At 74.1% G+C, this 23,814-nt stretch carries 20 protein-coding genes; 8 read left to right on the forward strand and 12 right to left on the reverse strand.

Annotated features, from left to right (window positions below; all coding sequences use genetic code 11):
• Positions 1 to 161: 161 nt before the first annotated feature.
• The 6 genes from QK442_RS25555 (at position 162) to QK442_RS25580 (ending at position 7,997) form a co-directional block, all read left to right on the forward strand.
• On the forward strand, positions 162 to 1,823 hold the full coding sequence (locus QK442_RS25555; protein WP_282696401.1) for a protein kinase: 1,662 nt from the start codon (positions 162 to 164) through the stop codon (positions 1,821 to 1,823).
• A gap of 258 nt (positions 1,824 to 2,081) precedes the next feature.
• On the forward strand, positions 2,082 to 2,837 hold the full coding sequence (locus QK442_RS25560; RefSeq protein ID WP_282696402.1) for a hypothetical protein: 756 nt from the start codon (positions 2,082 to 2,084) through the stop codon (positions 2,835 to 2,837).
• Positions 2,838 to 2,935: 98 nt separating this feature from the next.
• Positions 2,936 to 3,616 (forward strand): PadR family transcriptional regulator, encoded by a 681-nt coding sequence (locus tag QK442_RS25565; RefSeq protein ID WP_282696403.1) that lies wholly within the window; start codon positions 2,936 to 2,938, stop codon positions 3,614 to 3,616.
• Positions 3,617 to 3,733: 117 nt separating this feature from the next.
• Positions 3,734 to 4,477 (forward strand): ABC transporter ATP-binding protein, encoded by a 744-nt coding sequence (locus tag QK442_RS25570; RefSeq protein ID WP_282696404.1) that lies wholly within the window; start codon positions 3,734 to 3,736, stop codon positions 4,475 to 4,477.
• The gene (locus QK442_RS25575; RefSeq protein WP_282696405.1) at positions 4,474 to 7,335 is read left to right on the forward strand and encodes an ABC transporter permease; all 2,862 of its coding nucleotides are present in this window, start codon (positions 4,474 to 4,476) and stop codon (positions 7,333 to 7,335) included. The genes QK442_RS25570 and QK442_RS25575 overlap by 4 nt, the downstream gene beginning before the upstream one ends.
• Positions 7,336 to 7,433: 98 nt before the next feature.
• A complete protein-coding gene (locus QK442_RS25580; RefSeq protein WP_282696406.1) occupies positions 7,434 to 7,997 on the forward strand; it encodes a bacterial proteasome activator family protein in 564 nt (187 codons plus the stop codon).
• Between the two features lie 61 nt (positions 7,998 to 8,058).
• Here the strand turns inward: QK442_RS25580 and QK442_RS25585 are convergent, their stop codons facing one another.
• From QK442_RS25585 to pdhA, 7 genes are all read right to left on the reverse strand, one after another.
• Positions 8,059 to 9,039: an NAD(P)H-quinone oxidoreductase gene (locus QK442_RS25585; RefSeq protein ID WP_282696407.1), complete on the reverse strand. Its 981-nt coding sequence runs from the start codon at positions 9,037 to 9,039 to the stop codon at positions 8,059 to 8,061.
• A 122-nt stretch (positions 9,040 to 9,161) separates the two neighbouring features.
• On the reverse strand, positions 9,162 to 10,244 hold the full coding sequence (locus QK442_RS25590; protein WP_282696408.1) for a potassium channel family protein: 1,083 nt from the start codon (positions 10,242 to 10,244) through the stop codon (positions 9,162 to 9,164).
• On the reverse strand, positions 10,241 to 11,536 hold the full coding sequence (locus QK442_RS25595) for a molybdopterin molybdotransferase MoeA (RefSeq protein ID WP_282696409.1): 1,296 nt from the start codon (positions 11,534 to 11,536) through the stop codon (positions 10,241 to 10,243). The genes QK442_RS25590 and QK442_RS25595 overlap by 4 nt, the downstream gene beginning before the upstream one ends.
• Positions 11,533 to 12,474 carry a DUF6457 domain-containing protein gene (locus QK442_RS25600; RefSeq protein ID WP_282696410.1) on the reverse strand — a complete coding sequence of 314 codons (942 nt, stop codon included), beginning with the start codon at positions 12,472 to 12,474 and terminating at the stop codon, positions 11,533 to 11,535. The genes QK442_RS25595 and QK442_RS25600 overlap by 4 nt, the downstream gene beginning before the upstream one ends.
• Positions 12,475 to 12,637: 163 nt before the next feature.
• The gene (locus tag QK442_RS25605) at positions 12,638 to 14,044 is read right to left on the reverse strand and encodes a dihydrolipoamide acetyltransferase family protein (protein WP_282696411.1); all 1,407 of its coding nucleotides are present in this window, start codon (positions 14,042 to 14,044) and stop codon (positions 12,638 to 12,640) included.
• Positions 14,044 to 15,081 carry an alpha-ketoacid dehydrogenase subunit beta gene (locus QK442_RS25610; protein WP_282696412.1) on the reverse strand — a complete coding sequence of 346 codons (1,038 nt, stop codon included), beginning with the start codon at positions 15,079 to 15,081 and terminating at the stop codon, positions 14,044 to 14,046. Before QK442_RS25610 ends, QK442_RS25605 begins: the two co-directional genes overlap by 1 nt.
• The gene (gene pdhA / locus QK442_RS25615) at positions 15,078 to 16,238 is read right to left on the reverse strand and encodes a pyruvate dehydrogenase (acetyl-transferring) E1 component subunit alpha (RefSeq protein WP_282696413.1); all 1,161 of its coding nucleotides are present in this window, start codon (positions 16,236 to 16,238) and stop codon (positions 15,078 to 15,080) included. The genes QK442_RS25610 and pdhA overlap by 4 nt, the downstream gene beginning before the upstream one ends.
• A gap of 177 nt (positions 16,239 to 16,415) precedes the next feature.
• Here pdhA and QK442_RS25620 point away from each other — a divergent pair, with 177 nt between their 5' ends.
• Complete coding sequence (locus QK442_RS25620) at positions 16,416 to 16,982, forward strand: Lrp/AsnC family transcriptional regulator (protein WP_282696414.1); 567 nt, start codon at positions 16,416 to 16,418, stop codon at positions 16,980 to 16,982.
• Between the two features lie 64 nt (positions 16,983 to 17,046).
• Here QK442_RS25620 and QK442_RS25625 read toward each other — a convergent pair whose 3' ends face one another.
• The gene (locus QK442_RS25625; protein ID WP_282696415.1) at positions 17,047 to 17,637 is read right to left on the reverse strand and encodes a TetR/AcrR family transcriptional regulator; all 591 of its coding nucleotides are present in this window, start codon (positions 17,635 to 17,637) and stop codon (positions 17,047 to 17,049) included.
• A complete protein-coding gene (locus QK442_RS25630) occupies positions 17,634 to 19,169 on the reverse strand; it encodes a 3-hydroxyacyl-CoA dehydrogenase (protein ID WP_282696434.1) in 1,536 nt (511 codons plus the stop codon). Before QK442_RS25630 ends, QK442_RS25625 begins: the two co-directional genes overlap by 4 nt.
• Positions 19,170 to 19,350: 181 nt before the next feature.
• Between QK442_RS25630 and paaN the strand changes: the two genes are divergently transcribed.
• Positions 19,351 to 21,048, forward strand: a complete 1,698-nt coding sequence (paaN, locus tag QK442_RS25635; RefSeq protein ID WP_282696416.1) for a phenylacetic acid degradation protein PaaN — start codon at positions 19,351 to 19,353, stop codon at positions 21,046 to 21,048.
• Positions 21,049 to 21,129: 81 nt separating this feature from the next.
• Here the strand turns inward: paaN and QK442_RS25640 are convergent, their stop codons facing one another.
• The 3 genes from QK442_RS25640 to QK442_RS25650 are packed head-to-tail and all read right to left on the reverse strand — an operon-like array spanning position 21,130 to position 23,794.
• Complete coding sequence (locus QK442_RS25640) at positions 21,130 to 21,807, reverse strand: TrmH family RNA methyltransferase (RefSeq protein WP_282696417.1); 678 nt, start codon at positions 21,805 to 21,807, stop codon at positions 21,130 to 21,132.
• On the reverse strand, positions 21,804 to 23,102 hold the full coding sequence (locus QK442_RS25645) for an HTTM domain-containing protein (RefSeq protein ID WP_282696418.1): 1,299 nt from the start codon (positions 23,100 to 23,102) through the stop codon (positions 21,804 to 21,806). Before QK442_RS25645 ends, QK442_RS25640 begins: the two co-directional genes overlap by 4 nt.
• Positions 23,099 to 23,794, reverse strand: a complete 696-nt coding sequence (locus QK442_RS25650) for a DUF5819 family protein (protein ID WP_282696419.1) — start codon at positions 23,792 to 23,794, stop codon at positions 23,099 to 23,101. Before QK442_RS25650 ends, QK442_RS25645 begins: the two co-directional genes overlap by 4 nt.
• Positions 23,795 to 23,814: the final 20 nt, after the last annotated feature.

The following is a 23,814-nucleotide window of genomic DNA, read 5'->3' on the forward strand; positions in this document are numbered from 1 at the left end:
CCGCGTGACACCGGCGGCGCGAAGGGTCGCGGAGGGTCACGGAACGGGCACGCGGCTTGACGTGTCAGGGGCCTCGGGCAGACTTGGCGCAGAATCGGCCGGACATCGAGGCCTGGCGGAGACGACGGACCGACGCCGCGGGGCGCAGGGGGACAGCACACATGAGCCACGACGGCGCCCAGGGCGGCCGCTACGCGGGCGGTTCGGTCGCGAACGGCCGCTACCAGCTGCGCGAGCTCCTCGGCGAGGGCGGCATGGCCTCCGTCCACCTCGCGTACGACAGCGCGCTCGACCGCCAGGTGGCCGTCAAGACCCTCCACACCGAGCTGGGCCGCGAGCAGTCCTTCCGCGAGCGGTTCCGCCGCGAGGCGCAGGCCGTGGCCAAGCTCTCGCACACCAACATCGTCTCCGTCTTCGACACCGGCGAGGACACCCTCGACGGCGGCCTCATGCCGTACATCGTCATGGAGTACGTGGAGGGGCAGCCGCTCGGCTCGGTCCTCGCCGCCGACGTCCGCCAGTACGGGGCGATGCCCGCCGACAAGGCCCTGAAGGTGACGGCGGACGTGCTCGCCGCCCTGGAGGCCAGCCACGAGATGGGCCTGGTCCACCGCGACATCAAGCCCGGCAACGTGATGATGACCAAGCGCGGCGTCGTGAAGGTCATGGACTTCGGCATCGCCCGCGCCATGCAGTCCGGGGTCACCTCCATGACCCAGACCGGCATGGTCGTCGGCACCCCCCAGTACCTCTCCCCCGAGCAGGCCCTCGGCCGGCCCGTGGACGCCCGCTCCGACCTTTATTCGGTCGGCATCATGCTCTTCCAGCTGCTGACGGGCCGTCTCCCCTTCGACGCGGACTCCCCGCTCGCCATCGCCTACGCGCACGTGCAGGAGGAGCCGGTCGCCCCGTCGTCCGTCAACCGCTCGGTGACGCCCGCGATGGACGCGCTGGTCGCCCGCGCGCTGCGGAAGAACCCGAACGAGCGGTTCCCGAGCGCCGCCGCCATGCGCGACGAGTGCCTGCGGGTGCTCGCCGCCGGGCAGACCGCCGCCCCCGTGATCGTCGCCGGCGGCCCGGTCAACAGCGGTTCCGGCGTCGGCTCGGCCGTCTTCCCGCCGGTCGGCCAGACCCCGCCCCCGCACGCCGCCCCGCACGGGGTGCAGCAGCCCGGGGTGCAGCAGCCCTACCAGCCGCCGACCCCGCAGCCCGGCCCGTACGGCCCGCCGACCCCCGCCCCGACTCCGGCGCCCGGCCCCGGGTACGGCTACCCCCAGCAGGCGCCGACGCCCGCTCCCGGCTACCAGACCCCGCCGCCGGTCTCCTACGCCCCCGCTCCCGCGCCCGTCCCGGTCGCCGCCCCGCGCCGCAACATGCCGGTGATCGTCGGCGCGATCGTCGTCGCCCTGCTCGCGGTCGGCGGCACGGTCGCCGTGCTCAACATGGGGGACGACGACAACGGCAAGGGGGGCGACGCCGCCGCTCCCGGGACCGGCGGCACCCAGCAGACCCAGACCGAGACCCCCGGCCACAAGGGCCCGGACCTGTCGAAGACCATCGACACGAAGAAGTGCACCCAGCCGAGGGAGTCGAGCGACGACCCCGACAAGTTCGAGGCGCCCGACTTCACCTACAAGAACCTCACCTCGGTGAAGGACTGCGTCAACGCCGCCGGCTGGAAGATCAAGAAGCAGACTCCGGTGGACGAGGCCACCTACGGCGAGGACACGGTCCTGGAGCAGTACCCGCCGGCCGGTACGGAGATCAGCCCCGAGGACGCCGAGTTCACGCTGCAGATCTCCACCGGCAACCCCCCGAGGTAGCCGCCCGGATGCCGGGAACGTCCCGTCATGTGACGCTGAGTCGGACACCTCGGCGACACGGCAGGGGAGGGTTTCCCGGTGACTCCCACACACGGCGGGACCGACGGCGGCAGACGCGGCGGCGGTGGCGGTAGCGGCGGGCGCCGTCGCGTACGGGCGCGGACGCGGACACAGGCGCGACCACGCGCGCGTGCCCGCCGCTCCGGGCCCGTTCTCCGGAGGACGGCGCTCGCCCCCGCCCTGGCCTGTGCTTTCACTTTGTACGGGATCTCCGGCGCGCCCCTCGCCCGGGCCGCCGAGACCCCCGTCGGCCCCCCCTCCGGGTCCCCCGCACGGGCCCCCGGCGCCCCCGCCGGGACCCCCACAGGGCGCGCCGCCCCCGCCCCCGCCCACGGCCCCACCGCCGGCCCCGCCTCGCCCGCCGTCTCCGCCTCCGCGCCCACGCCCACGCCCACCGGCGCCCCCACGACCGGCGGCCCGAGCGCCACCCCCCGGACCGGTACGCCCCCGGCTCCGGCCGCCACCACGGCGACCGGCCTCCCGGCCACCCCCACGGCCCCCTCCACCGGCCCCACCGCCCCCGTTTCCCCCACCGCTTCCTCCGCCCCCCGCCACGGCAAGCCCGCCGCCCCCACCAGCGACGCCCCCGAGCCCACCGGCTCCCCCTCGCTCGCCGGGCGGCCCGCGGGCGAGGGGCGCTCCCGGCCCGGGCGCCCCGAGACGACCGCGCCCACGGAGGACGAGGCCCCCGCCACCCCCTCTCGTGACAGAACCGCTACAGAATCCGAGGCCCCCGACGGCCTCCCGGAGGAGGAGACCGAGGCACCGGAGGAGGAGGACGCCGCCCTCCCCGGGACGGCCCGCCCCACCCGCCCCGCGGCCGCCCCCGGCCTCACCGCGCAGAACGCCGTCACCCCCTCCGACCAGCAGGTTCCCCTCCTCACCCTCGGCGTAGGGCTGATCCTGATGGGGCTCGGCCTCGGCTTCCTCGGGCTGCGGCTGCGCCGCCGCTGACCCCGGCCGCGACCACCCGGGTCCCCCCTGAGGGGGACCCTCCGCCTCCCCCTCAGGACGGTTTGCCGCCCTCGGCATACCCGGTATACATACCCGGTATGTCGATCCGCCACGGGCTCCTCGCCCTCCTCGAACACGGCCCCCGCTACGGCTCCCAGCTGCGCACCGAGTTCGAATCCCGCACCGGCTCCACCTGGCCCCTCAACGTCGGCCAGGTCTACACGACCCTGGGCCGCCTCGAACGGGACGGCCTCGTCACCCAGAACGGCGAGGACGGCGCGGGCCACGCGCTCTACGCGGTCACCGACGCCGGCCGCACCGCTCTGCGCACCTGGTTCGAGCAGCCCGTGGACCGCACCAGCCCCGCCCGCGACGAGCTCGCCATCAAGCTCGCCATGGCCGTCGGGGCGCCCGGCGTCGACATCCGCGAGGTCATCCAGTCCCAGCGCCGCCACACCGTGAAGGCGATGCAGGACTACACCCGGCTCAAGGCCCAGGCCCTCGCCGCCCTGGAGGACGACGGCTCGCGCGAGCGCGACGACGTGGCCTGGCTCCTCGTCCTGGAGCAGCTGATCTTCCAGACCGAGGCCGAGGCCCGCTGGCTCGACCACTGCGAGGCCCGGCTGATCCGGCTCTCCGCCGCCGCGCCCGCCGCCGCCCCGGAGCCGGGTGCCGGGGAGGGGGCCCGGCCCGGGCCCGGGGCGGGGGCGGGGGTCGGGGTTTCCGGGGCGGGGGCGGGGCGGGCGGAGGCGGGCGGGGGCGCGCGTCGGGGGCTCTGATCCGGGGCCTGGTGCCCCGTACCGCTCACTGGTTTTCACCCGTACCGCTCACTGGTTTCTGCTTTCTTCTTTTCCGTTCACCGTGCGTGGTTCCGCGCACCCTAGGGGGATCATCCGATGTCCACACCGCTCACCGCGCAGCCCGTGCTGCGGCTGCAGAACCTGACCCGGGTCCACGGGTCGGGCGCCACCGAGGTGCACGCCCTGCGCGGGATCCATCTCGACGTGCACCCGGGCGAACTCGTCGCCGTCATGGGGCCGTCCGGCTCCGGCAAGTCCACGCTGCTCACCATCGCCGGCGGGCTCGACACCCCGACCTCCGGGCAGGTGCTCGTCGAGGGCACCGACATCACCGGCGCCGGGCTCAAGGAGCTCGCCGCGCTGCGCCGCCGCAGCATCGGTTACGTCTTCCAGGACTACAACCTCATCCCGGCGCTGACCGCCGCCGAGAACGTCTCCCTGCCGCGCGAGCTCGACGGGATGTCGGCGCGCAAGGCGCGGGTCGAGGCCCTTGCCGCACTTGAGGAGATGGGGCTCGGCCATCTCGCCGACCGGTTCCCCGACGAGATGTCCGGCGGCCAGCAGCAGCGCGTCGCCATCGCCCGCGCCCTCGTCGGCGACCGCCGCCTCGTCCTCGCCGACGAGCCCACCGGCGCCCTCGACTCCGAGACCGGCGAGTCCGTCCTCGCCCTGCTCCGCTCCCGCTGCGACGCGGGCGCCGCCGGCGTCCTCGTCACCCACGAGCCGCGCTTCGCCGCCTGGGCCGACCGGGTCGTCTTCCTCCGCGACGGCGCCATCGTCGACCAGACCGTGCGCAGCGAGGCCGACTCCCTCCTCACGGGCCGGGTGGCGGACGCGTGAAGAACTGGTTCCACTCCTGGCGGGCGGCCGTCCGCATCGCCCGCCGCGACGCCTGGCGCGCCAAGGGCCGCAGCTCGCTCGTCCTCGCGATGATCGCCCTCCCCATCGTCGGCGTCAGCGCCATCGACCTCACCTACCGCAGCTCCGAACTCTCCGTCACCGAACGACTGGAGCGGACCCTCGGCGCCGCCGACGCCTCCTTCCGCGACCCCGGTTTCGGCGGCACGCCGATCCACCAGAGCCCCGACGGCGACAACTACACCCCCGCGCAGAACCTCGACGACCTCAAGGTCTGGCCCACCGGCTCCGCCGACGTCACCAAGGCCATACCGGCCGACGCCCGCTGGATCACCGACACCCAGGGCGGCGCCAAGCTGACCACCAAGCACGGCCTGCTCCAGAGCGACGTCCGGGAGCTGAAGACGGACGACCCGATGGCCCGGGGGATCGTCACCCTCCTCGACGGCCGCCATCCGCGGAAGGCGGACGAGGTGATCGCCACCTCCGCGTTCCTGGAGCAGAGCGGCCTCTCCGTCGGCTCCACCGTTTCCGCTCGCAATTTCGACCGGCCGTACCGGATCGTGGGCTCCTACGAGCTCCCCAGCGACCTGAAGACCGCCCAGGTCATCGCGCTTCCGGGGGCTTTCCTCGCCCCCTACGAGAAGGCCGCGGAGAAGGCCGGCGCGCTCGCCCCCGGCTCCTCCACCACGTATCTGGTGCAGCGCCCCGGTGGTTTCACGTGGAACGACGTGAAGGAGATCAACGCCAAGGGCGTCGCCGTCGTCTCCCGGGCCGTCAGCCTCGACCCGCCCGCCGACTCCGAGGTGCCGCTCTACCAGCGGACCGACATGGGCGGCTTCGGCTCCGGCCAGGTCGACCGCGCCCTGCTCATCGCCTCCGTCGGCACCGTCGTCGGCCTGGCGATGCTGGAGATCTGCCTGCTCGCGGGCCCCGCCTTCGCGGTCGGCGCCCGCCGCTCCCGCCGCCAGCTCGGCCTCGTCGGCGCCAACGGCGGCTCCCGCAGCCACATCCGCGCCATCGTCCTGAGCGGCGGCCTCGTCATCGGCGTCACCGCCGCCGTCGTCGGCACGGCGCTCGCCCTGGTCCTCACCCTGGCCCTCCAGCCCTTCCTGGAGGAGTACATCGGGAAGCGGTTCGGCGCCTTCGACATCCGGCCCCTGGAACTCCTCGGGATCGCGCTGCTCGCCGTCCTCACCGGACTGCTCGCCGCCGTCGTCCCGGCGATCACCGCCTCCCGGCAGACCGTGCTCGCCTCGCTCACCGGCCGCCGCGGCGTCCGCTCCACCAGCAGGGTCCTGCCCGTCGTCGGCCTGGTCGCGCTGCTCCTCGGCGCGGCGATCGCCCTGTACGGCTCCGTCGTCACCGACCAGTTCATCATCGTCGCCGGCGGCTCCGCCATCGCCGAGCTGGGCGTGGTCGCCATGACCCCCGCTCTGGTCGGCCTCTTCGGGCGCACCGGCCGCTGGCTGCCGCTCTCGCCGCGGCTCGCGCTCCGCGACGCCGTCCGCAACCGGGGCCGTACGGCCCCCGCGGTCGCCGCCGTCCTCGCCGCCGTCGCCGGCTCGGTCGCCGTCGCCACGTACACGTCGAGCACCGACGCCCAGAACCGGGCCGAGTACACCCCCCGCCTGCCGCACGGCGCCGTCTCCTTCTTCCAGATGGAGGAGAACGGCCGGGACGTCCCCGCCGTCGCCGACGCCGTCCAGCGCTTCCTGCCGGTCGAGACCCGCGCCGACGTCTCCCGCGTGGCCGTCGGCAAGCCCGGCTGCCCGCCCTGGGGCGGCGGCGAGGGCTGCGGCCGGTACGAGGTCCTCGTGCCGCCCGCCCACCAGTGCCCGATCTGGGCCCCGCAGGCCGACGGCAGCGACCCCTACGAGAAGTTCACCGCCGAGCAGCGGCGCACCATGCTCCGCGACGACTGGCGGTGCGCGCAGGACGGAGGCGACGGCCTCTACGTCGACGGCGGGCTCCTGGTCGGCGACGACCGGCTCCTGAAGGTCCTCGGCATCACCGACGCCGGCGCCGCCAAGGCCCTCGCGGAGGGCAAGGCCCTCGCCTTCAGCAGGCCGCTGGTCGACAAGGACGGCACCGTCGGGATCAAGCAGATCACCGACCTGAAGGCCGCCGACGAGGCGTCCATGAACAACAAGCCCGTCCCCGGCAAGGTCACCGCCGTCCCCGCCCACCTGGTGCAGGGCGAGAAGACCTACGGCCTCCAGGTGCTGATGACCCCCGCGACCGCCAAGGCCGCCGGTCTCACCGTCGTCCCCGTCGGCGCCTACTTCAGCACCGACGGGCTCCCCGACGGCGAGCAGCGCCAGAAGCTCGACGCCGAACTGGCCGGGATCGGCGCCGGCGTCGACCTCGTCGTCGAGGAGGGGTACGTCTCCGACGACAGCGTCTTCCTGCTCGCGCTGACCGTCTTCGCCGGCCTGATCACCATCGGTGCCGCCGGAATCGCCACCGGCCTCGCCCAGGCCGACGCCGAGGCCGACCTGAAGACGCTGGCCGCCGTCGGCGCCCCGCCGCGCGTCCGCCGCACCCTCAGCGGCTTCCAGTGCGGGGTGGTCGCCGTCATGGGCGTCGCCCTCGGCTCGGTCGCGGGCCTGCTCCCGGCCGTGGGCCTCCGGCTCACCGAGGCACGCGAACGGCTCCGCTTCCACGAGGAGAACATCGCGCAGGGCTGGGGCGGCGACCCCACCCCGCCGTACGTGCCGATCGTGGTGCCCTGGGAGACGCTGGCGGCCCTGCTGGTCGCCGTCCCGCTCGGCGCGGCCCTGCTCGCCGCCCTGGTGACCCGTTCGAAGGGAGCGGTGGCCCGGCGCGCGGCGACCTGACGGACGACTTGAGCGACGTCCGGCCCCGGGAGGAGGGTGGATCACCCTCCTCCCGGGGCACACCTCGTGTTGAAGCGTGTGTGCGAGAGAATGGCGGCATGGAGATGCCGAGGAATGACAGGTCGCCGGAGAGCCCCCAGGTCCTCATCGTGGGACAGGACGGGATGGCACTCGGCGGCGCCCAGGGCGACGACGAATCCCGCGAGGTCCCGGTGACGGAAATGGTCGAGCAGCCTGCGAAGGTCATGCGGATCGGCAGCATGATCAAGCAGCTTCTGGAGGAAGTTCGGGCGGCACCTCTCGACGAGGCCAGCCGGGTCCGGCTCAAGGAGATCCACGCCGGCTCCGTGAAGGAGCTGGAGGACGGCCTCGCGCCGGAGCTGGTCGAGGAGCTGGAGCGCCTGTCCCTCCCGTTCACCGACGACGCCATTCCCTCCGAGGCGGAACTTCGCATCGCCCAGGCCCAGTTGGTGGGGTGGCTGGAGGGCCTCTTCCACGGCATCCAGACGGCGCTGTTCGCCCAGCAGATGGCGGCCCGCGCCCAACTGGAGCAGATGCGGCGGGCCTTGCCTCCCGGCGCCCCGCACGACGGCGACGACGAGGACGGACACGGGCACGGGCACGGCCGGGGGCGGGCGACCGGCTCGGGGCCGTATCTGTAAGGCGGTTGTACGGAGACGGGCCCGGCGCATCTCGTGTGCGCCGGGCCCGTCTCCGTATCCGTCAGGGTGCGAGCAGCAGCACCTTGCCGACGTGGGCGCCGGACTCCAGGACACGGTGGGCCTTGGCGGCCTCCGGCATCGGCAGCGTCCGGTCGACGACCGGGCGGACCGTGCCCGCCTCCACCAGCGGCCAGACGTGCTCGCGGACGGCCGCGACGATCGCCGCCTTCTCCTGGAGCGGGCGGGCGCGCAGGGTCGTCGCCATCACGGCGGCCCGCTTGGCGAGCAGCGCGCCGAGGTTCAACTCGCCCTTGACGCCGCCCTGGAGGCCGATGACGACGAGCCGGCCGTTCACGGCGAGGGCCTGGACGTTCCGGTCCAGGTACTTGGCGCCCATGATGTCCAGGATCACGTCCGCGCCCGCCCCGTCGGTGGCCTCGCGGAGTTCCCCGACGAAGTCCTGGGCGCGGTAGTCGATCAGGACGTCCGCGCCGAGCTCGGCGCAGCGGGCCAGCTTCTCCGGGCTGCCCGCGGTGACCGCGACCCTCGCGCCGACCGCCTTGCCCAGCTGGATCGCCATGGTGCCGATGCCGCTGCCCCCGCCGTGCACCAGCAGCGTCTCGCCGGGCCGCAGGAGGGCGCTCATGAAGATGTTCGACCAGACCGTGCAGGCGACCTCGGGGAGCGCCGCGGCCGTGGCCAGGTCGACGCCCTTCGGGACCGGCAGCAGCTGACCTGCGGGGACGGCGACCCGCTGGGCGTAACCCCCGCCGACGAGCAGCGCGCAGACCTCGTCGCCGACGGACCAGCCGGAGACCCCGGGGCCGAGGGCGGCGATCCGGCCGGCGCACTCCAGGCCGGGGTAGGGCGAGCTGCCGGGCGGCGGGTTGTAGAAGCCCTGCCGCTGGAGGACGTCGGCGCGGTTGACGGCGCTCGCCACCACCTCGACGAGGACCTCGCCCTCGCCGGGCACGGGATCGGGCACCTCGGCCCAGACCAGCGCCTCGGGGCCGCCGGGTTCCGGAATCGTGATCGCATGCATGGCGGCGAGGCTACTCCCGGCGCTGTCCGCGCGCTGCCCGTGCTCTGTCCGTGCGCTGTCCGTGCGCTGTCCGTGCGCTGTCCGTGCGCTGTCCGTGTGCTGTCCGTGTGCTGTCCGTGTGCTCAGTCCTCCGGAGGGGTGGTGAGGGGCGTGAGGGGGGCGGCCCGGACGATGGTGATGAGCCGGTCCGTGAGCTGGAGGGGGCTGGCCGCCGGGTCGTCGTAGCCGAGCAGCCGGTGGCCGCGCAGCACGCTCACCACCAGGTCTTCGGTCTCCCGGACGCTCCGGCCCGCCTCGGCCTTGGTCACCGGGCGCTCGACCAGGTCGAGGCCGGTGCCCTGCTGGATCAGGTCCTCCATGACCGTGCCCGCGCTGGGGCTGAGCACGGAGAGGCCGAGCAGCCGGCCGGCGGCGGAGGCGCTGGTGATGACCGCGTCGGCACCGGACTGGCGGAGCAGCGGCGCGTTCTCCTCCTCCCGGACGGCGGCGACGATCTTCGCGCCCCGGTTGAGCTGGCGGGCCGTCAAAGTGACCAGAACGGCGGTGTCGTCGCGCTGGGTGGCGATGACGACCTGGCGGGCCCGCTGCACCTCCGCCCGGAGCAGGACATCGCTCCGGGTGCCGTCGCCGACGATGCCGACGAAGCCGTCGAGGTTGGCCGCCTCGATGACCTTGCCGGAGGGGTCGACGATGACGATCTGGTCCTTGCGGAGGCCGGTGGCGCAGAGGGTCTGGATCGCGGACCGCCCCTTGGTCCCGAAGCCGACGATCACGGTGTGGTCGCGCAAGTGGGACCTCCACTTCTTGAGGCGGAACTCCTCCCGGGTCCTTTCGGTGAGGACTTCGAGGGTGGTACCGACCAGGATGATCAGGAACAGCACGCGCAGTGGCGTGATCACCAGGACGTTGACGAGCCGCGCCGCGTCGCTGGCCGGGACGATGTCGCCGTATCCGGTGGTGGAGAGGGTGACGGTCGCGTAGTAGAGGCAGTCGAGGAAGTCGACGGTGCCGTCGACGCTGTCGCGGTAGCCCTCGCGGTCGGCGTAGACGATGAGGACCGTCAGGAACAGGACCCCGAGTGCCATGAGGAGGCGCCGGCCGACCTGGCGGAGCGGGTCCACGGTCTGGCGGGGCAGATGGATCCGCGAGCCGTCGACCTTCTCGGCGGCGTGGCGGGCCATGACGTCACGGCTGGGGAGTTTCACGTGAAACACGCTCCTTCGCGTCCTGGCAGGGGCACGGGCGGCGTCGCAGTCGGCGTCGTGGCCGCCCAGGGGAGGGCGAGGATCTCCAGCCGTCGGCCCGGTTCCGCTCCGCCGGGCGGGACGACGGCCATGCCGTCGGCGGCGGCGATGCCCCGCAGCATGGCCGGCCCGTTGTAGTGCAGCGGCACGAGGAGCCCGTCCCGGTGGACGACGGGGACGAGCCGGGTGTCGTGCGGGTGGCCCTGGACGCCGTCACGGAGGGGGGCGGAGGCGGGCTCCACGGGGGTCCCGGCTCCCGCTCCCGCGAGGGCGGCCAGGAGGGGAGCGGCGAGGGTGAGGAGGCCGGAGACGGCGGCGAGGGGGTTGCCGGGCAGGCCGACGAGGTGGCGCCCGGCGTCCAGGCGGGCGAGCAGCATGGGGTGGCCGGGACGGACCTCCACCCCGTCGACCAGGAGGGCGGCCCCTGCCTTGTCGAGGACCCGGTGGACGTGGTCGACCGGCCCGGCGGCGGTGCCGCCGGTGGTGACGACGAGTTCGGCGGCGGAACCGGTGACGGCCGCGTACAGGGCCTCGGCGTCGTCGCCGATCCGGCGGGTCGCCAGGACCTCGGCGCCGAGCGCCGTCAGCCAGGGCCCGAGCATCGGACCGAGCGCGTCCCGGATCAGGCCGTCGTGGGGGAGCCCGGACGTCAGCAGTTCGTCCCCGAGGACGAGGACCTCCACGCGGGGGCGGGGCAGCACGGCGGCCTCGTCGTAGCCTGCGGCGGCGGCGAGACCGAGGACGGCGGGGGTGACGGGGCACCCGACGGGCAGCAGCTCGTCGCCGGTACGGCACTCCTGGCCGCGGGGACGGATGTCCTGGCCGGTCACGACCTCGCGGAGGGGGTGCAGCAGAACCGTTCCAGCCGAGCCGGGGTCACCGACGCGTGCGTGTTCGGAGCGGAGGACGGCGGTGGCACCGGCGGGGACGCGGGCGCCGGTGGCGATGCGTACCGCTTCCCCCGGGGCGAGGGGACCGGCCCCGGCGTGCCCGGCGAGGACGGCCTCCTCGCGCACCGTCCAGGGGCCCGGTCCCGCGACCGCCCAGCCGTCCATCGCGGAGCTGTCGAAGGAGGGCAGGTCGGTGAGGGCCCGCAGCGGTTCGGCGAGGGTGCGGCCGAGCGCCTGCCCGAGCGGGACGCGGACGGGCGGGCGTTCCGCGGCCGCCGCCCGCGCCCCGGCCCCGGCGCGGGCGGCGAGGGCGCGCGCCTGGGGCCAGGGGGTGGCGGCGGGGGCGGGTCGTCCGGGGGTCATCCCGTCTCGCCCTGTTCAGCCTGTTCGGCCTGTTCTGACTGTTCGGCCTGTTCTGACTGTTCGGCTGCCCAGCGCTGGGCGAGGGCGGCGGCCTTGCGGGATGCCTCGGCGACCGCCTCGGCCGGGGCCGTACCGCCCTCGGCGGCCTTCGCCGCGGCGTAGCCGACGAGGAAGGTCGTCAGGGGCGCGGCGGGGCGGGCGACGCCGTGAGCGGCGTCCCTGGCCAGATCGAGCAGGACGCCGGTGTCGACGTCCAGGTCGATTCCCAGTTCGGTCTTGGCTGCGGTGATCCATTCGTCCAACACGGCTCCATGGTCCCTGATGCGGGCGCGGGCCGTGGCGATGTCCTCCCAGGTGTCGCAGTCGAAGGAGGCCAGGGGCTCGTCGGGGCCTGCCGGGACCCGTACGACGCGGAGCCCTTCGACGAGGAACCGCAGGGGGAGGTGGTCGAGGCCCTGGTGGGCCTGGAGCAGCTCGTCGAGCCGACGGCGCAGGGGGCCGGTCCGGTAGGCGGCGACGAGCGGCTGGTCGCGGCCGTCGGCGTCGGTCAGGAGCGCGGCCTCGGCCTCCGGCGCGGCGTCGAGCGCGGCGAGGAGCCGGAGGACGGTCGGCTCCCCGAGGAAGGGCAGGTCGGCGGAGAGCGCGAGCAGGACCCCGGGGGCGGTGTCCGTCTCCGGGGCGGGGGAACGGAGTGCGGCGGCGCCCGCGTCCAGGGCGGCCACGGGTCCCGTGCCGATCGGTTCCTCGCGAGTCCAGCGGACCGGCCGGACGGTGGGGCGCGGGTCGCCGACGACGACGGTCCCGCGGGCTCCGGCGCAGGCGGCGAGCACCCGGTCGAGCAGGGACCGCCCGCCGACCCGTACCCCCGGCTTGTCCACGCCCCCGAGGCGCCGCGCGGCGCCCCCGGCGAGTACGACGGCGTCATGTGCGGTGGTCACCCCAGCAGTATGGTCCGCCGCCGTACGGCTCCGAGCACCCGGGGCTCGGAACCGTACGGGCACGACTGCCGCCGGCCGGGTCGTACGGGCGCGGCACCCGCGCGGTCAGACCGTACGGGCGCGGCTCCCACCGGCCGGGTCGTACGGGCGCGGTCTCCGCCGGTCAGACCGTGCGGAGCAGGACCGCGGGCTGCTCGACGCAGTCCGCGACGTACCGCAGGAAGCCGCCGGCCGTGCCGCCGTCGCAGACCCGGTGGTCGAAGGTGAGCGAGAGCTGCACCACCTGACGGACGGCCAGTTCGCCCTGGTGGACCCAGGGTTTGGGGATGATCCGGCCGACGCCGAGCATCGCCGCCTCGGGGTGGTTGACGATCGGCGTGGAGCCGTCCACCCCGAACACGCCGTAGTTGTTGAGCGTGAACGTGCCGCCGGTGAGGTCGGCCGGGGTGAGGGTGCCCTGCCGGGCCGACTCGGTGAGCCGGGCGAACTCCTCGGTCAGCGACTCGGTGGTGCGCGTACCGGCGTCCCGGACCACGGGGACGACGAGTCCGCGCGGGGTCTGGGCGGCGAAGCCGAGGTGCACGCCGGGCAGCCGGACGATCTCACGGGCGGCCGTGTCCACGGTGGAGTTCAGCTCGGGGAAGCGGGACAGGGCGTGGACGCAGATCCGGGCGAGGAGCGCGAGGAGCGAGATCTTCGGCCCGCCCGCCGCGTTCATCGCCGCCCGCGCGGCCATGAGTTCGGTGGCGTCGGCGTCCACCCAGCAGGTCGCGTCGGGGATCTCGGTGCGGCTGCGGGAGAGCTTGTCGGCGACGGCTCCGCGCAGTCCGCGCAGCGGGATCCGCTCCCCGGCGGCGGCGACCGCAGGCGCCGCGGCGGGTGCGACCGCAGGGGCGACCGCCGCGACCGCCGGCGCGACCGCCGCGGGCGTCTCGCGGGCGGTGAGGGCCCGCTCGACGTCGGCCCGCAGGATCAGGCCCTCGGGGCCCGAGCCGCGCACCTCCCGCAGGTCGAGGCCCCGGTCACGGGCCAGCTTCCGCACCAGCGGGGAGATGACCGGCACCGGCCCGGTCGGCGAGGGCGCGGCGGGGGCCGCCTGGACCGCCGCCGGGGCCGTCGGGGTGGGACCGGCCGTCGTGGTCGGCGTGGGATGGACGACGGCCGGGGACTGGGGGCGGATCCGGCGGCGCCGGGCCGCGGGGCCCGCCGTGCCGTAGCCGACGAGGACGTTGCCCGAGTACTCGGAGGAGACGGCCGAACCTGAACCCTCCGCAGCGGTGGGCGCGGGCGCGGAACCCGCCGGGGCCGTGCCGGGGCCGGCGGCGGCGCCGACGGCGACCGTCAGGAGCGGGGCTCCGACGGGAAGCTCGGTGCCCTCCTCGCCGAAGCGGGCGGTGACCACACCCCCGTACGGGCAGGGCACCTCGACCATCGCCTTGGCGGTCTCGACCTCGACGACCGGCTGGTCGATCGCGACGACGTCGCCGACGTCCACCAGCCAGCGGACGATCTCCGCCTCGGTGAGTCCCTCACCGAGGTCGGGGAGCTTGAACTCCAGGACCTGGGCCATCAGTTCCCCGCCTCCCACTGGAGCCGCGCGACCGCGTCCAGGACCCGGTCGACGCCCGGCAGGTGGTGCCGCTCCAGCATCGGCGGCGGGTAGGGGATGTCGAAGCCCGCGACCCGCAGCACCGGCGCCTCCAGGTGGTGGAAGCAGCGCTCGGTGATCCGGGCGGCGATCTCCGCGCCCGGTCCCGCGAAGCCGCCCGACTCGTGGACCACGACCGCGCGGCCGGTGCGCCGCACCGACGCGGCGACGGTCTCCTCGTCGAAGGGCACGAGCGAGCGCAGGTCCACGACCTCCAGGTCCCAGCCCTCGGCGGTCGCCGCCTCGGCCGCCTCCAGGCAGACCGGCAGCGAGGGGCCGTAGGTGATCAGGGTGGCGCTGGTGCCGGACCGGCGGACCACGGCCTTGCCGATCGGCTCCACGCGCGCGGGTGCCTCGGGCGACCAGTCGGACTTCGACCAGTAGAGCCGCTTGGGCTCCAGGAAGACGACCGGGTCGTCGGAGGCGATGGCCGCCCGCAGCAGCCCGTAGGCGTCCTCGACGGTCGCCGGGGTGACCACGTGCAGGCCGGGGGTGACCATGTAGTAGATCTCGGAGGAGTCGCTGTGGTGCTCGACGCCGCCGATCCCGCCGCCGTACGGCACCCGGATCACCATCGGCATCGGCATCGCGCCGCGCGTCCGGTTCCGCATCCGCGCCACGTGCGAGACGAGCTGCTCGAACGCCGGGTAGGCGAAGGCGTCGAACTGCATCTCCACCACCGGCCGCAGGCCGTACATGGCCATGCCGACGGCCGTGCCGAGGATGCCCGCCTCGGCCAGCGGCGTGTCCGTGCAGCGGTCCTCGCCGAACTCCTTGGCGAGCCCGTCGGTGACCCGGAAGACCCCGCCGAGGGTGCCGACGTCCTCGCCCATCACATGGACGGTCGGGTCCTCGGCCATCGCGTCGCGCATGGCGCGCTGGAGCGCCTGCGCCATGGTGGCCGGCTTGGGCCGGCCCGCCGCCTTGGCGGCCGCCGCGCCGGTCGTCGCCGTCGTCATCGGCTCTCGTCCTCCGCTTCGAGTTCGGCCCGCAGCTGTGCCGCCTGCTCGCGCAGCTGCGCGGTCTGCTCGGCGTAGACGTGGGTGAAGAGGTCCATCGGGTCGAGCACCGGGTCGGCGTTCATCCGCTCGCGCAGCTCGGCGGCCATCGTCTCGGCGGCCTCGGCCGCCGCGCGCCGGCCCTCCTCGTCGAGCAGGCCGCGCGCGGTCAGCTCCCTTTCGAGGAGGAGCACCGGGTCGTGGGCCCGCCAGGCCTCGACCTCGCCGTCCGCGCGGTAGCGGGTGGCGTCGTCGGCGTTGGTGTGGGCGTCGATCCGGTAGGTGATCGCCTCCACGAGGGTCGGGCCGCCGCCGCGCCGGGCGCGGGCCACGGCCTCGGTGAGGACCTGGTGGACCGCGACCGCGTCGTTGCCGTCGACCAGGCGGCCCGGCATGCCGTAGCCGACGGCCTTGTGGGCGAGCGAGGGGGCGGCGGTCTGCTTGGCGAGCGGCACGGAGATCGCGAAGCCGTTGTTCTGCACGAGGAAGACCACCGGCGCCTGCCAGACGGCGGCGAAGTTCAGCGCCTCGTGGAAGTCGCCCTCGCTGGTGCCGCCGTCGCCGACCATGGCGAGCGCGACCACGTCGTCGCCCTTCAGGCGGGCCGCGTGGGCGAGGCCCACGGCGTGCGGCAGCTGGGTGGCGAGCGGGGTGCACAGCGGCGCGATGCGGTGCTCGCGCGGGTCGTAGCCGGTGTGCCAGTCGCCGCGCAGCAGGGTCAGCGCCTGCACCGGGTCGAGGCCGCGGGCCACCGCCGCCAGGGTGTCCCGGTACGAGGGGAAGAGCCAGTCCCGCTCCTCCAGGGCGAGGGCGGCGGCGATCTCGCACGCCTCCTGGCCCGTGGTGGACGGGTAGACGGCGAGCCGGCCCTGCTTGGTGAGGGCGGTCGCCTGGGCGTTGTACCGGCGGCCTCGGACCAGCTCCGCGTAGAGGCGGCGCAGCAGCGCGGGGTCGGCGTCGGCCACGGCGTCCGTGCCGAGCACGCGCAGCGGCTCGGCGTCGGGCAGCAGCGGGGCGGGGTCGGTCCGCGGCCGCCAGGACGGCGGCGGCGTGGGCCGGTAGGCCGAGCCGGCGAGCGGCTCCTGGACTGTCGAACTGCGCTGTTGCAACGAGTCCACCTCCTCGTGGGAGCGGGCATAACACCCGAAGGCGGGTGGCGCGGATGTGGCGCGCCTCACCTACCGATTGTTCGGTCGTGGAGGCATTTTGGCTACAGGCACCTCCAGCCTGTGGACAAACGGTTCTCCACAGCCTGGGATAGAGGCAGGTCGTCCACCGGAGAGAGGCGGGGGGACATGGCGGATGAACAAATGGCCGCCGCCCGGGGCGGAGCCCCGGACGAAGCGGCGGGGGACACCCCGGGCGAGACGCTGAGCGCTCCCTCGGACGCGCCGGCGCACGCCGCCCCGGCACGCCCGCTGGACTCGATAGACCGGGACATCCTGCGACTGCTCCAGACGGACGGCCGCGCCTCCGTGCGGTCCGTCGCCGAGCGGGTGCACGTCTCCCGGGCCAACGCGTACGCCCGGATCAACCGGCTCATCGACGACGGGGTGATCCGCGGCTTCAGCGCCCGGGTCAACCACGAGCGGGCGGGCCACGGCGCCTCCGCCTACATCACCCTCAAGATCGTCCAGAACTCCTGGCGCACGGTCCGCGAACAGCTCAAGGCGCTCCCCGGCGCCGCACACATCGCCCTGGTCAGCGGCGACTTCGACGTCCTGCTGCTGGTCCACACCCCCGACAACCGCACCCTGCGCGAGCTGGTCCTCACCCGCCTCCAGGCGATCCCCGAGGTGCTCTCCACCCGCACCCTGCTGGTCTTCGACGAGATGGACCTGAACGCCGACCCGAGGCCCTGACGGCCCGCACGGACACGCGAAAGGGGGCCCGGAGGAAAAACCCCCGGGCCCCCTCCCCACCGCCTCAGCGCGCCTTCCGCAGCCCGTCGAAGGCCAGGTGGGCGACGGTCTCGGCGAGCTGGTCGCGCTCCGCCTGGTCCGGATGCGGCCGGTACCACTCCACCAGCGAGTTGATCATGCCGAAGAGGAGCCGGGTCGCGAGCCGGATGTCCACGTCGGACCGCAGGTCGCCGTCGGCCGCCGCCGCCCCGAGCAGCTCCGCCACCCGGTGGTCGAACTCCCGGCGGCGCTCCATCGCCCACCGCTCGGTCGCGGTGTTGCCCCGTACCCGCAGCAGCAGCGTCACGTACGGAAGCTCCGCGATCAGCACCTCGACGGTCCGCCGGGTCACGTACTCGACCCGCTCCACCGCCCGGCCGCGCTGCGCGCCCGGCTCGTCGAGGATCGCGAAGAGCCCGTCGAGCGCCCGGCTGACCGCCCGCCGCAGCAGCTCCTCCTTGCCCGCCACGTGGTGGTAGATCGAGGACTTGGAGATCCCGGCCGCCTTGGACAGGTGCTCCATGGACGTGCCGTCGTAACCACGCTCGTTGAAGACCCGCACCGCGACCGAGAGCAGCGTCTCGGGGGTGTAGGTGTCGCGTCTGGCCGTGGTCATCGCTTCTCCTCCGGCTCGAACGACTCGGCGCACCGTCGCGCGGTGGCCTGGCTCGGCGCGTACCGGCCCGTCGGGTAGCGCTCGTGGAGCGCCCTGAGCAGGTCGCACACGCGCCTCGGGCCCAGGTTCTCCGCCCACTCCAGCGGCCCTGCCGGATAGTTCACACCGAGCCGCATCGCGGTGTCGACGTCCTCGGCGGTGGCCACCCCTCGGTCCACGGCGTCGGCGGCGAGGTCCGCGAGCATCGCGACCGTACGGGCCACGATCATGCCGGGGACGTCCCCGATGACGGAGACCTGCTTGCCGAGCGCCTGGAAGAGACCGACGGCCTCGGCGAGGGTCTCCGGCGGGATAGTGCGGCGCGCCGACAGGACGAGGCGCCCGGCGGCGGCGTAGTCCAGGGAGAGGTCGAAGTAGACGATCTCCTCGTCGTGGTACTCGAAGGAGCTCTCGCCGTCCGCGAGACCGAGGCGCCCGCCCCCCGGAAGCTCGACCCAGCCCTCGCCCGGCTTCCGCCGGACCTTGATCCCGGCTTCCTCGAAGAGCCCCACCAGCGGCTCCGCCGGCCCCAGGTCGCCGCGCACCGTGACCTGCGTCGGCGCCTCCGCCGGCGGCGCGGTGTGCGGCGCGGGCCGCTCCGCGCCCTCCGCGTACGAGAACCAGCCGTGGCCCGACTTGCGGCCGAGCCGCCCCGACTCCACCAGCCGCCGCTGCGCCAGCGACGGCGTGAACTTCGGGTCCTGGAAGAAGGACTCCCACACAGAGCGGGTCACGGCCTCGTTGACGTCCTGCCCGATCAGGTCGGTCAGCTCGAAGGGGCCCATCCGGAAGCCGCCGCACTCGCGCAGCACCGCGTCGATGGTCGCCGGGTCGGCGCCGCCCTCCTCGTACACGCGGAACGCCTCCGCGTAGAAGGGGCGGGCGATCCGGTTGACGATGAAACCGGGGGTGTCGGCGCAGCGCACCGGCGTCTTGCCCCAGCCCTTCACCGTCTCGTACGCGCGTGTGGCGGCGGTCTCCTCGGTGGCGAAGCCCCGGACCACCTCGACGAGAGGCAGCAGCGGCGCCGGGTTGAAGAAGTGCAGGCCGACGAAGCGGCCGGGCAGCCGCAGGCCCCCGGCGATGGCGGTGACGGAGAGGGAGGAGGTGTTGGTGGCGAGAAGGGTGTCGTCGGCGACGACCTTCTCCAGGTCGGCGAAGAGCCGCTGCTTGACGCCCAGGTCCTCCACGATCGCCTCGACGACGAGCGCCGCGTCGGCGAGCTCGGCGAGTTCCTCGGCGGCGTGGAGGCGTCCGGCGGCGGCCTCGCGCGCGGCGGCGTCAAGTCGGCCCTTCTCGACGAGGCGGTCCAGGCGGGCGCCGATCGCGGCGACGGCCTCGGCGGCCCGCCCCGGGGCGCTGTCGTAGAGCCGCACCGGATGCCCGGCGACCAGCGCCACCTGCGCGATCCCCTGGCCCATGGTGCCGGTGCCGACGACGGCGACGGTCCGGTCCCGCCCGATCGGCCCGCCCGCGGCGCTCGCGTCGTCCATGGTGGCGCTCTCCTTGACGGTTCCGTCGGCTCCGTGGGCACTCGTGTCGGCGCTCATAGGAGTGATCCTCCCCGATGGGTTTTCCACAGGATCGACGGACCCCCTTGTCCCGACCGATCGTTCGGTTACTCTAACTCCGTACGCGTCTCCCTGCCCAGCTCGACGAGGAGTTGGTCCATCCATGGCCACCGCCCAGCCGACCACCGACGTTCTGGCCGAGAAGCACCGGTCCACACTCGATCAGGCCCTCGCCACCATCCGCACCCGCGCCTACTGGTCGCCGTACCCGGAGCACCCCAAGGCGTACGGGGCGGACGGCTCGCTGGACGCGGCCGCCGGCCTCGCCGCCCACCAGGCGGTGCTGAACGGCCGCTTCGACCTCGACCAGCCGGGCACCGACGGCTGGACCGGCGGCGAGATCTCGCCGTACGGCCCCGCGCTCGGCATCGAGTACCCGCACGCGGACGTCGACGTGCTGCTGCCCGCCATGCGCGCCGGCCTGCCCGCCTGGCGCGACGCCGGGCCCAAGACGCGCGCCCTGGTCTGCCTGGAGATCCTGGCCCGGATCTCGGCCCGCACCCACGAGTTCGCCCACGCGGTCATGCACACCAGCGGCCAGGCGTTCATGATGGCGTTCCAGGCCGGCGGCCCGCACGCCCAGGACCGCGGCCTGGAAGCGGTGGCGTACGCGTACGAGGAGCAGACCCGCACCCCCGCGGGCCGGGCCGCCTGGTCCAAGCCCCAGGGCAAGCGGGACCCGCTGGAGCTGACCAAGGAGTTCACCCCCGTCGGCCGCGGCATCGCCCTGGTCATCGGCTGCAACACCTTCCCCACGTGGAACGGCTACCCGGGCCTGTTCGCCTCCCTCGCCACGGGCAACGCGGTCCTGGTGAAGCCCCACCCGCGCGCGGTCCTCCCGCTCGCCCTGACCGTGAAGGTCGCCCGCGAGGTCCTCGCCGAGTCCGGCTTCGACCCGAACCTGGTGGCGCTCGCCACCGAGCACCCGGGCGAGGGCATCGCCAAGACCCTGGCCGTCCGCCCGGAGATCCGGATCATCGACTACACCGGCTCGACCGCCTTCGGCGACTGGCTGGAGGCCAACGCCCGCCAGGCCCAGGTCTACACGGAGAAGGCCGGCGTCAACACGGTGCTGATCGACTCCACCGACGACTACAAGGGGATGCTGTCCAACCTGGCGTTCTCGCTGTCCCTGTACAGCGGCCAGATGTGCACCACCCCGCAGAACCTGCTGATCCCCCGGGACGGCATCACCACCGACCAGGGCCCCAAGTCCTACGACGAGGTGGTGGCCGACCTGGCCGCCGCCGTCGGCGGCCTCCTCGGCGACGACGCCCGGGCCAACGCCCTGCTCGGCGCCCTGGTCAACCCCGACGTGAAGGCCCGCCTGGAGGCGGCCGCCGGCCTGGGCGAGGTCGCCCTGGCCTCCCGTGAGGTGACCAACCCGGACTTCCCCGATGCGGTCGTCCGCACCCCGGTCATGGTGAAGCTGGACGGCTCCAAGCCGGACGCGGAGGCGGCGTACCTCTCCGAGTGCTTCGGCCCGGTCTCCTTCGCCGTCTCGGTGGACTCCACGGCCGACGGCCTGGAGCTGCTGCGGCGCACGATCCGCGACAAGGGCGCGATGACGGTCGGCGCCTACACGACCTCCGCCGACACCGAGCGGGCCGTGGAGGAGATCTGCCTGGAGGAGTCGGCGCAGCTCTCGCTCAACCTGACGGGCGGGGTGTACGTGAACCAGACGGCCGCGTTCTCCGACTTCCACGGCTCGGGCGGCAACCCGGCGGCGAACGCGGCGCTGTGCGACGGCGCCTTCGTCTCCAACCGCTTCCGCGTGGTCGAGGTGCGCCGCCAGGCCTGACCCCGGCAAGACGTCCCGGTGCCGGGATCGTCCCGGCACCGGACGGTCGGACCTGGATCGGGACCTGGTCGGACCCGCCGGTCAGGACTCCGGGATGTCCGCGTACCGCTGCACCCACGCGTGCATGGCGATCGCGGCGGCCGCCCCGGCGTTGATCGACCGGGTGGAGCCGAACTGGGCGATCGAGCAGACCGTCCGCACATGGCGGCGGGCCTCCTCGGTCAGCCCCGGCCCCTCCTGCCCGAAGAGCAGCACACAGCGGCGGGGCAGCACGGTCCGCTCCAGCGGCACGGAGCCCGGCAGGTTGTCGATGCCGATGATCGGCAGGTCCTCGGCCGCCGCCCAGGCGGTCAGCGCCTCGGTGTCGGGGTGGTGCCGCACGTGCTGGTACCGGTCGGTGACCATGGCGCCGCGCCGGTTCCAGCGCCGCCGCCCCACGATGTGCACCTCCTTGGCCAGGAAGGCGTTGGCGGTCCGCACCACCGACCCGATGTTGAAGTCGTGGCCCCAGTTCTCCACGGCCACGTGGAAGTCGTGCCGGCGGGTGTCGAGGTCGGCGACGATCGCCTCCCGCGTCCAGTACCGGTACGCGTCCACGACATTGCGCCGGTCGCCCTCCGCCAGCAGCTCGCGGTCGTAGCGCGGGTCCTCGGGCCACGGCCCGGGGTGCGGGCCGACGCCGATCTCGGGGCCGTAGCCCTCGTCGTACTGGACCGGCTCGGCCCCGGCCGGTGCGGGGTGTTCTTCGGTGGTGCTCACCCGACGAGGGTACGGGGAGCGTCCTCGCCCCCGGCCTTCCCGCCGGTCCTCTCCTCCTCAGCCCCGGTCTCCGCGGGCCGCCGCGGGGGCGGCTCCGCGGCGGCGGGCGTCCGCCGCAGCAGCCGGTCCCGTCCCCGGGCCACGCGCGCGCCGAGCCACACCAGGAAGACCGTGGGCAGGAAGACGGCGTCGGCGGCGATCATCGCGAGCGAGAAGGCCGGCAGGCCGAGCAGGACCGCGATCCCCGCGTGCTCCATCATCATCGCCACGAGCAGGACGTTCTTCACCTTGCGGTTGAAGAGCGTGAACGGGAAGGCGACCTGCACGATCACCGTGCCGTAGCTGACCAGCATGACCACGATGCCGCTGGAGGCGAGCAGCTCGGAGAGGGCCGGCCAGGGCGTGAAGTAGTTCAGGTGCAGCGGATAGAACAGCGCGGTGCCGTCCTGCCAGCGCGAGCCCTGGATCTTGTACCAGCCTGCGGTGGCGTAGATCAGGCAGACCTCGGCCATGAGGACCATGAGCGCCGCGTTGTGGGTGAGGTTCGCGAGCACGTCCAGCAGGGTGCGGGGCTCGCCGGGCGCGTACTGCTCCACCAGCCACCACAGGCCCTGGCTGAGCCACAGCACCCACAGCAGCACGTACACCCACCACTCGCCGGTGACCGGGCTGAACCAGGTGGCGGCGACCAGGAAGCCGCCGAGGACGACCCAGAGGGCCGGCCCCACGAGCTCCACCCGCCCGGCGGGCCCCTCGTGCGCCTCGTCGGCCCGGGCGGCCCTGCGGGCGGCCCGCCGGGCGTCCAGGGACCACACCTGGCCGCAGCGGACCAGGGTGAGGTAGATCGAGACGAGGTGCACCACGTTGTCGCCGCCGTCGCCGAGGAAGACGGACCGGTTCTGCAACGACAGCGCGCCGATCATGAAGACCACCGAGACGGCCCGGGTGTGCCAGCCGACGAGCAGCAGCGCGGCGGCGAGCACCGCGAGCCCGTAGACCACCTCGAACCAGAGCCGCCCGTCGGACCACATCAGGACCGTGAACGCCCGGTTGTCGGCGATCAGCCGCCGGGCGAGCTCGAACGACCAGGGGCCGTCGGGGCCGTACATCTCGTGCCGGTGCGGGAACTCCCGCACCAGGAAGAACAGCCAGGTGAACGAGAAGCCGATCCGGACGATCGCGGTCTGGTACGGGCCGAGCGCGCGCGAGGTGACGGTCTGCGCCGCCCGGGCCAGCCTGCGGTCGAGGGGCACGCGCGCCGGAGCCGCGGCCGGGGCGGGGAGGGGGGCGGTCATCGGCTCGTCTCCGTACGGCTGCGGTCGGCGTCGGTGATCTCCCACCAGGGCATGAGGCTGGTGGAGGGGGTGGTGGAGCGCTTCTCGGTGCTCCAGTGCGGGGCGGGCACCGGCCGGGTGACCCGGCGGAGCTGGATCCGCTCCACCTTCCCGCCGACGTCCGCCCGCGCCCCGGGCCCCTCGATGCGGAGCAGCACGATGCGGCGCATGTACGTCTCCGAGAGCCGGCCGCGCATGCCCTTGGGACGACCCTCGTCGTCGTGCGCGTTGCCGTACCAGTCGATCGCCCGGCGCAGCTGGTTCTGCTGGATGTGGCTGGGGAAGACGTTGCCCCGCACGTCCGCCGTGTCCTGGGCGGTGAGGTCGATCCAGCCGGTGGTACGGGAGGTGCCGTCGGCGCCCGCGACCTCGGCGCGGACCTCCACCGACACGTTCTGCTGGAGCGGGTTGGGTGCGAAGAGCTTCCAGTTCTGCTCGAACTCGGGGTAGATCCAGTCGTCGACGGCCTGCCCGTGCTGCTTGGTGACCGTGTTCGACGGAGCCACGTGCAGGAACACCATCGCCAGGTGCAGACAGGCGAGGACGGCCAGGGCGGCGAGCGCCACCGCCGCCACCACCTGGTACGGCAGGGACAGCGCCAGGATCCCTCCGGTCGGCCGCCGCTCCGCGCTGCCGTCGATGTGCGCGCTCATCCCACCCCGATCCCGGGCTT

It is taken from the genome of Streptomyces sp. CC208A, from assembly GCF_030010625.1.
Taxonomy (GTDB): Bacteria; Actinomycetota; Actinomycetes; order Streptomycetales; family Streptomycetaceae; genus Streptomyces.

Bases quoted from the DNA above. Each gene is read 5' to 3' on its own strand.
- QK442_RS25565 (WP_282696403.1), top strand. From the start codon at position 2,936: ATGTCGATCCGCCACGGGCTCCTCGCCCTCCTCGAACACGGCCCCCGC.
- QK442_RS25595 (WP_282696409.1), bottom strand. From the start codon at position 11,536: ATGACCCCCGGACGACCCGCCCCCGCCGCCACCCCCTGGCCCCAGGCG.
- QK442_RS25625 (WP_282696415.1), bottom strand. From the start codon at position 17,637: ATGACCACGGCCAGACGCGACACCTACACCCCCGAGACGCTGCTCTCG.
- QK442_RS25555 (WP_282696401.1), top strand. From the start codon at position 162: ATGAGCCACGACGGCGCCCAGGGCGGCCGCTACGCGGGCGGTTCGGTC.
- QK442_RS25605 (WP_282696411.1), bottom strand. From the start codon at position 14,044: ATGGCCCAGGTCCTGGAGTTCAAGCTCCCCGACCTCGGTGAGGGACTC.
- QK442_RS25585 (WP_282696407.1), bottom strand. From the start codon at position 9,039: ATGCATGCGATCACGATTCCGGAACCCGGCGGCCCCGAGGCGCTGGTC.
- QK442_RS25610 (WP_282696412.1), bottom strand. From the start codon at position 15,081: ATGACGACGGCGACGACCGGCGCGGCGGCCGCCAAGGCGGCGGGCCGG.
- QK442_RS25630 (WP_282696434.1), bottom strand. From the start codon at position 19,169: ATGGACGACGCGAGCGCCGCGGGCGGGCCGATCGGGCGGGACCGGACC.
- QK442_RS25645 (WP_282696418.1), bottom strand. From the start codon at position 23,102: ATGACCGCCCCCCTCCCCGCCCCGGCCGCGGCTCCGGCGCGCGTGCCC.
- QK442_RS25580 (WP_282696406.1), top strand. From the start codon at position 7,434: ATGGAGATGCCGAGGAATGACAGGTCGCCGGAGAGCCCCCAGGTCCTC.
- QK442_RS25620 (WP_282696414.1), top strand. From the start codon at position 16,416: ATGGCGGATGAACAAATGGCCGCCGCCCGGGGCGGAGCCCCGGACGAA.
- paaN (WP_282696416.1), top strand. From the start codon at position 19,351: ATGGCCACCGCCCAGCCGACCACCGACGTTCTGGCCGAGAAGCACCGG.
- QK442_RS25570 (WP_282696404.1), top strand. From the start codon at position 3,734: ATGTCCACACCGCTCACCGCGCAGCCCGTGCTGCGGCTGCAGAACCTG.
- QK442_RS25650 (WP_282696419.1), bottom strand. From the start codon at position 23,794: ATGAGCGCGCACATCGACGGCAGCGCGGAGCGGCGGCCGACCGGAGGG.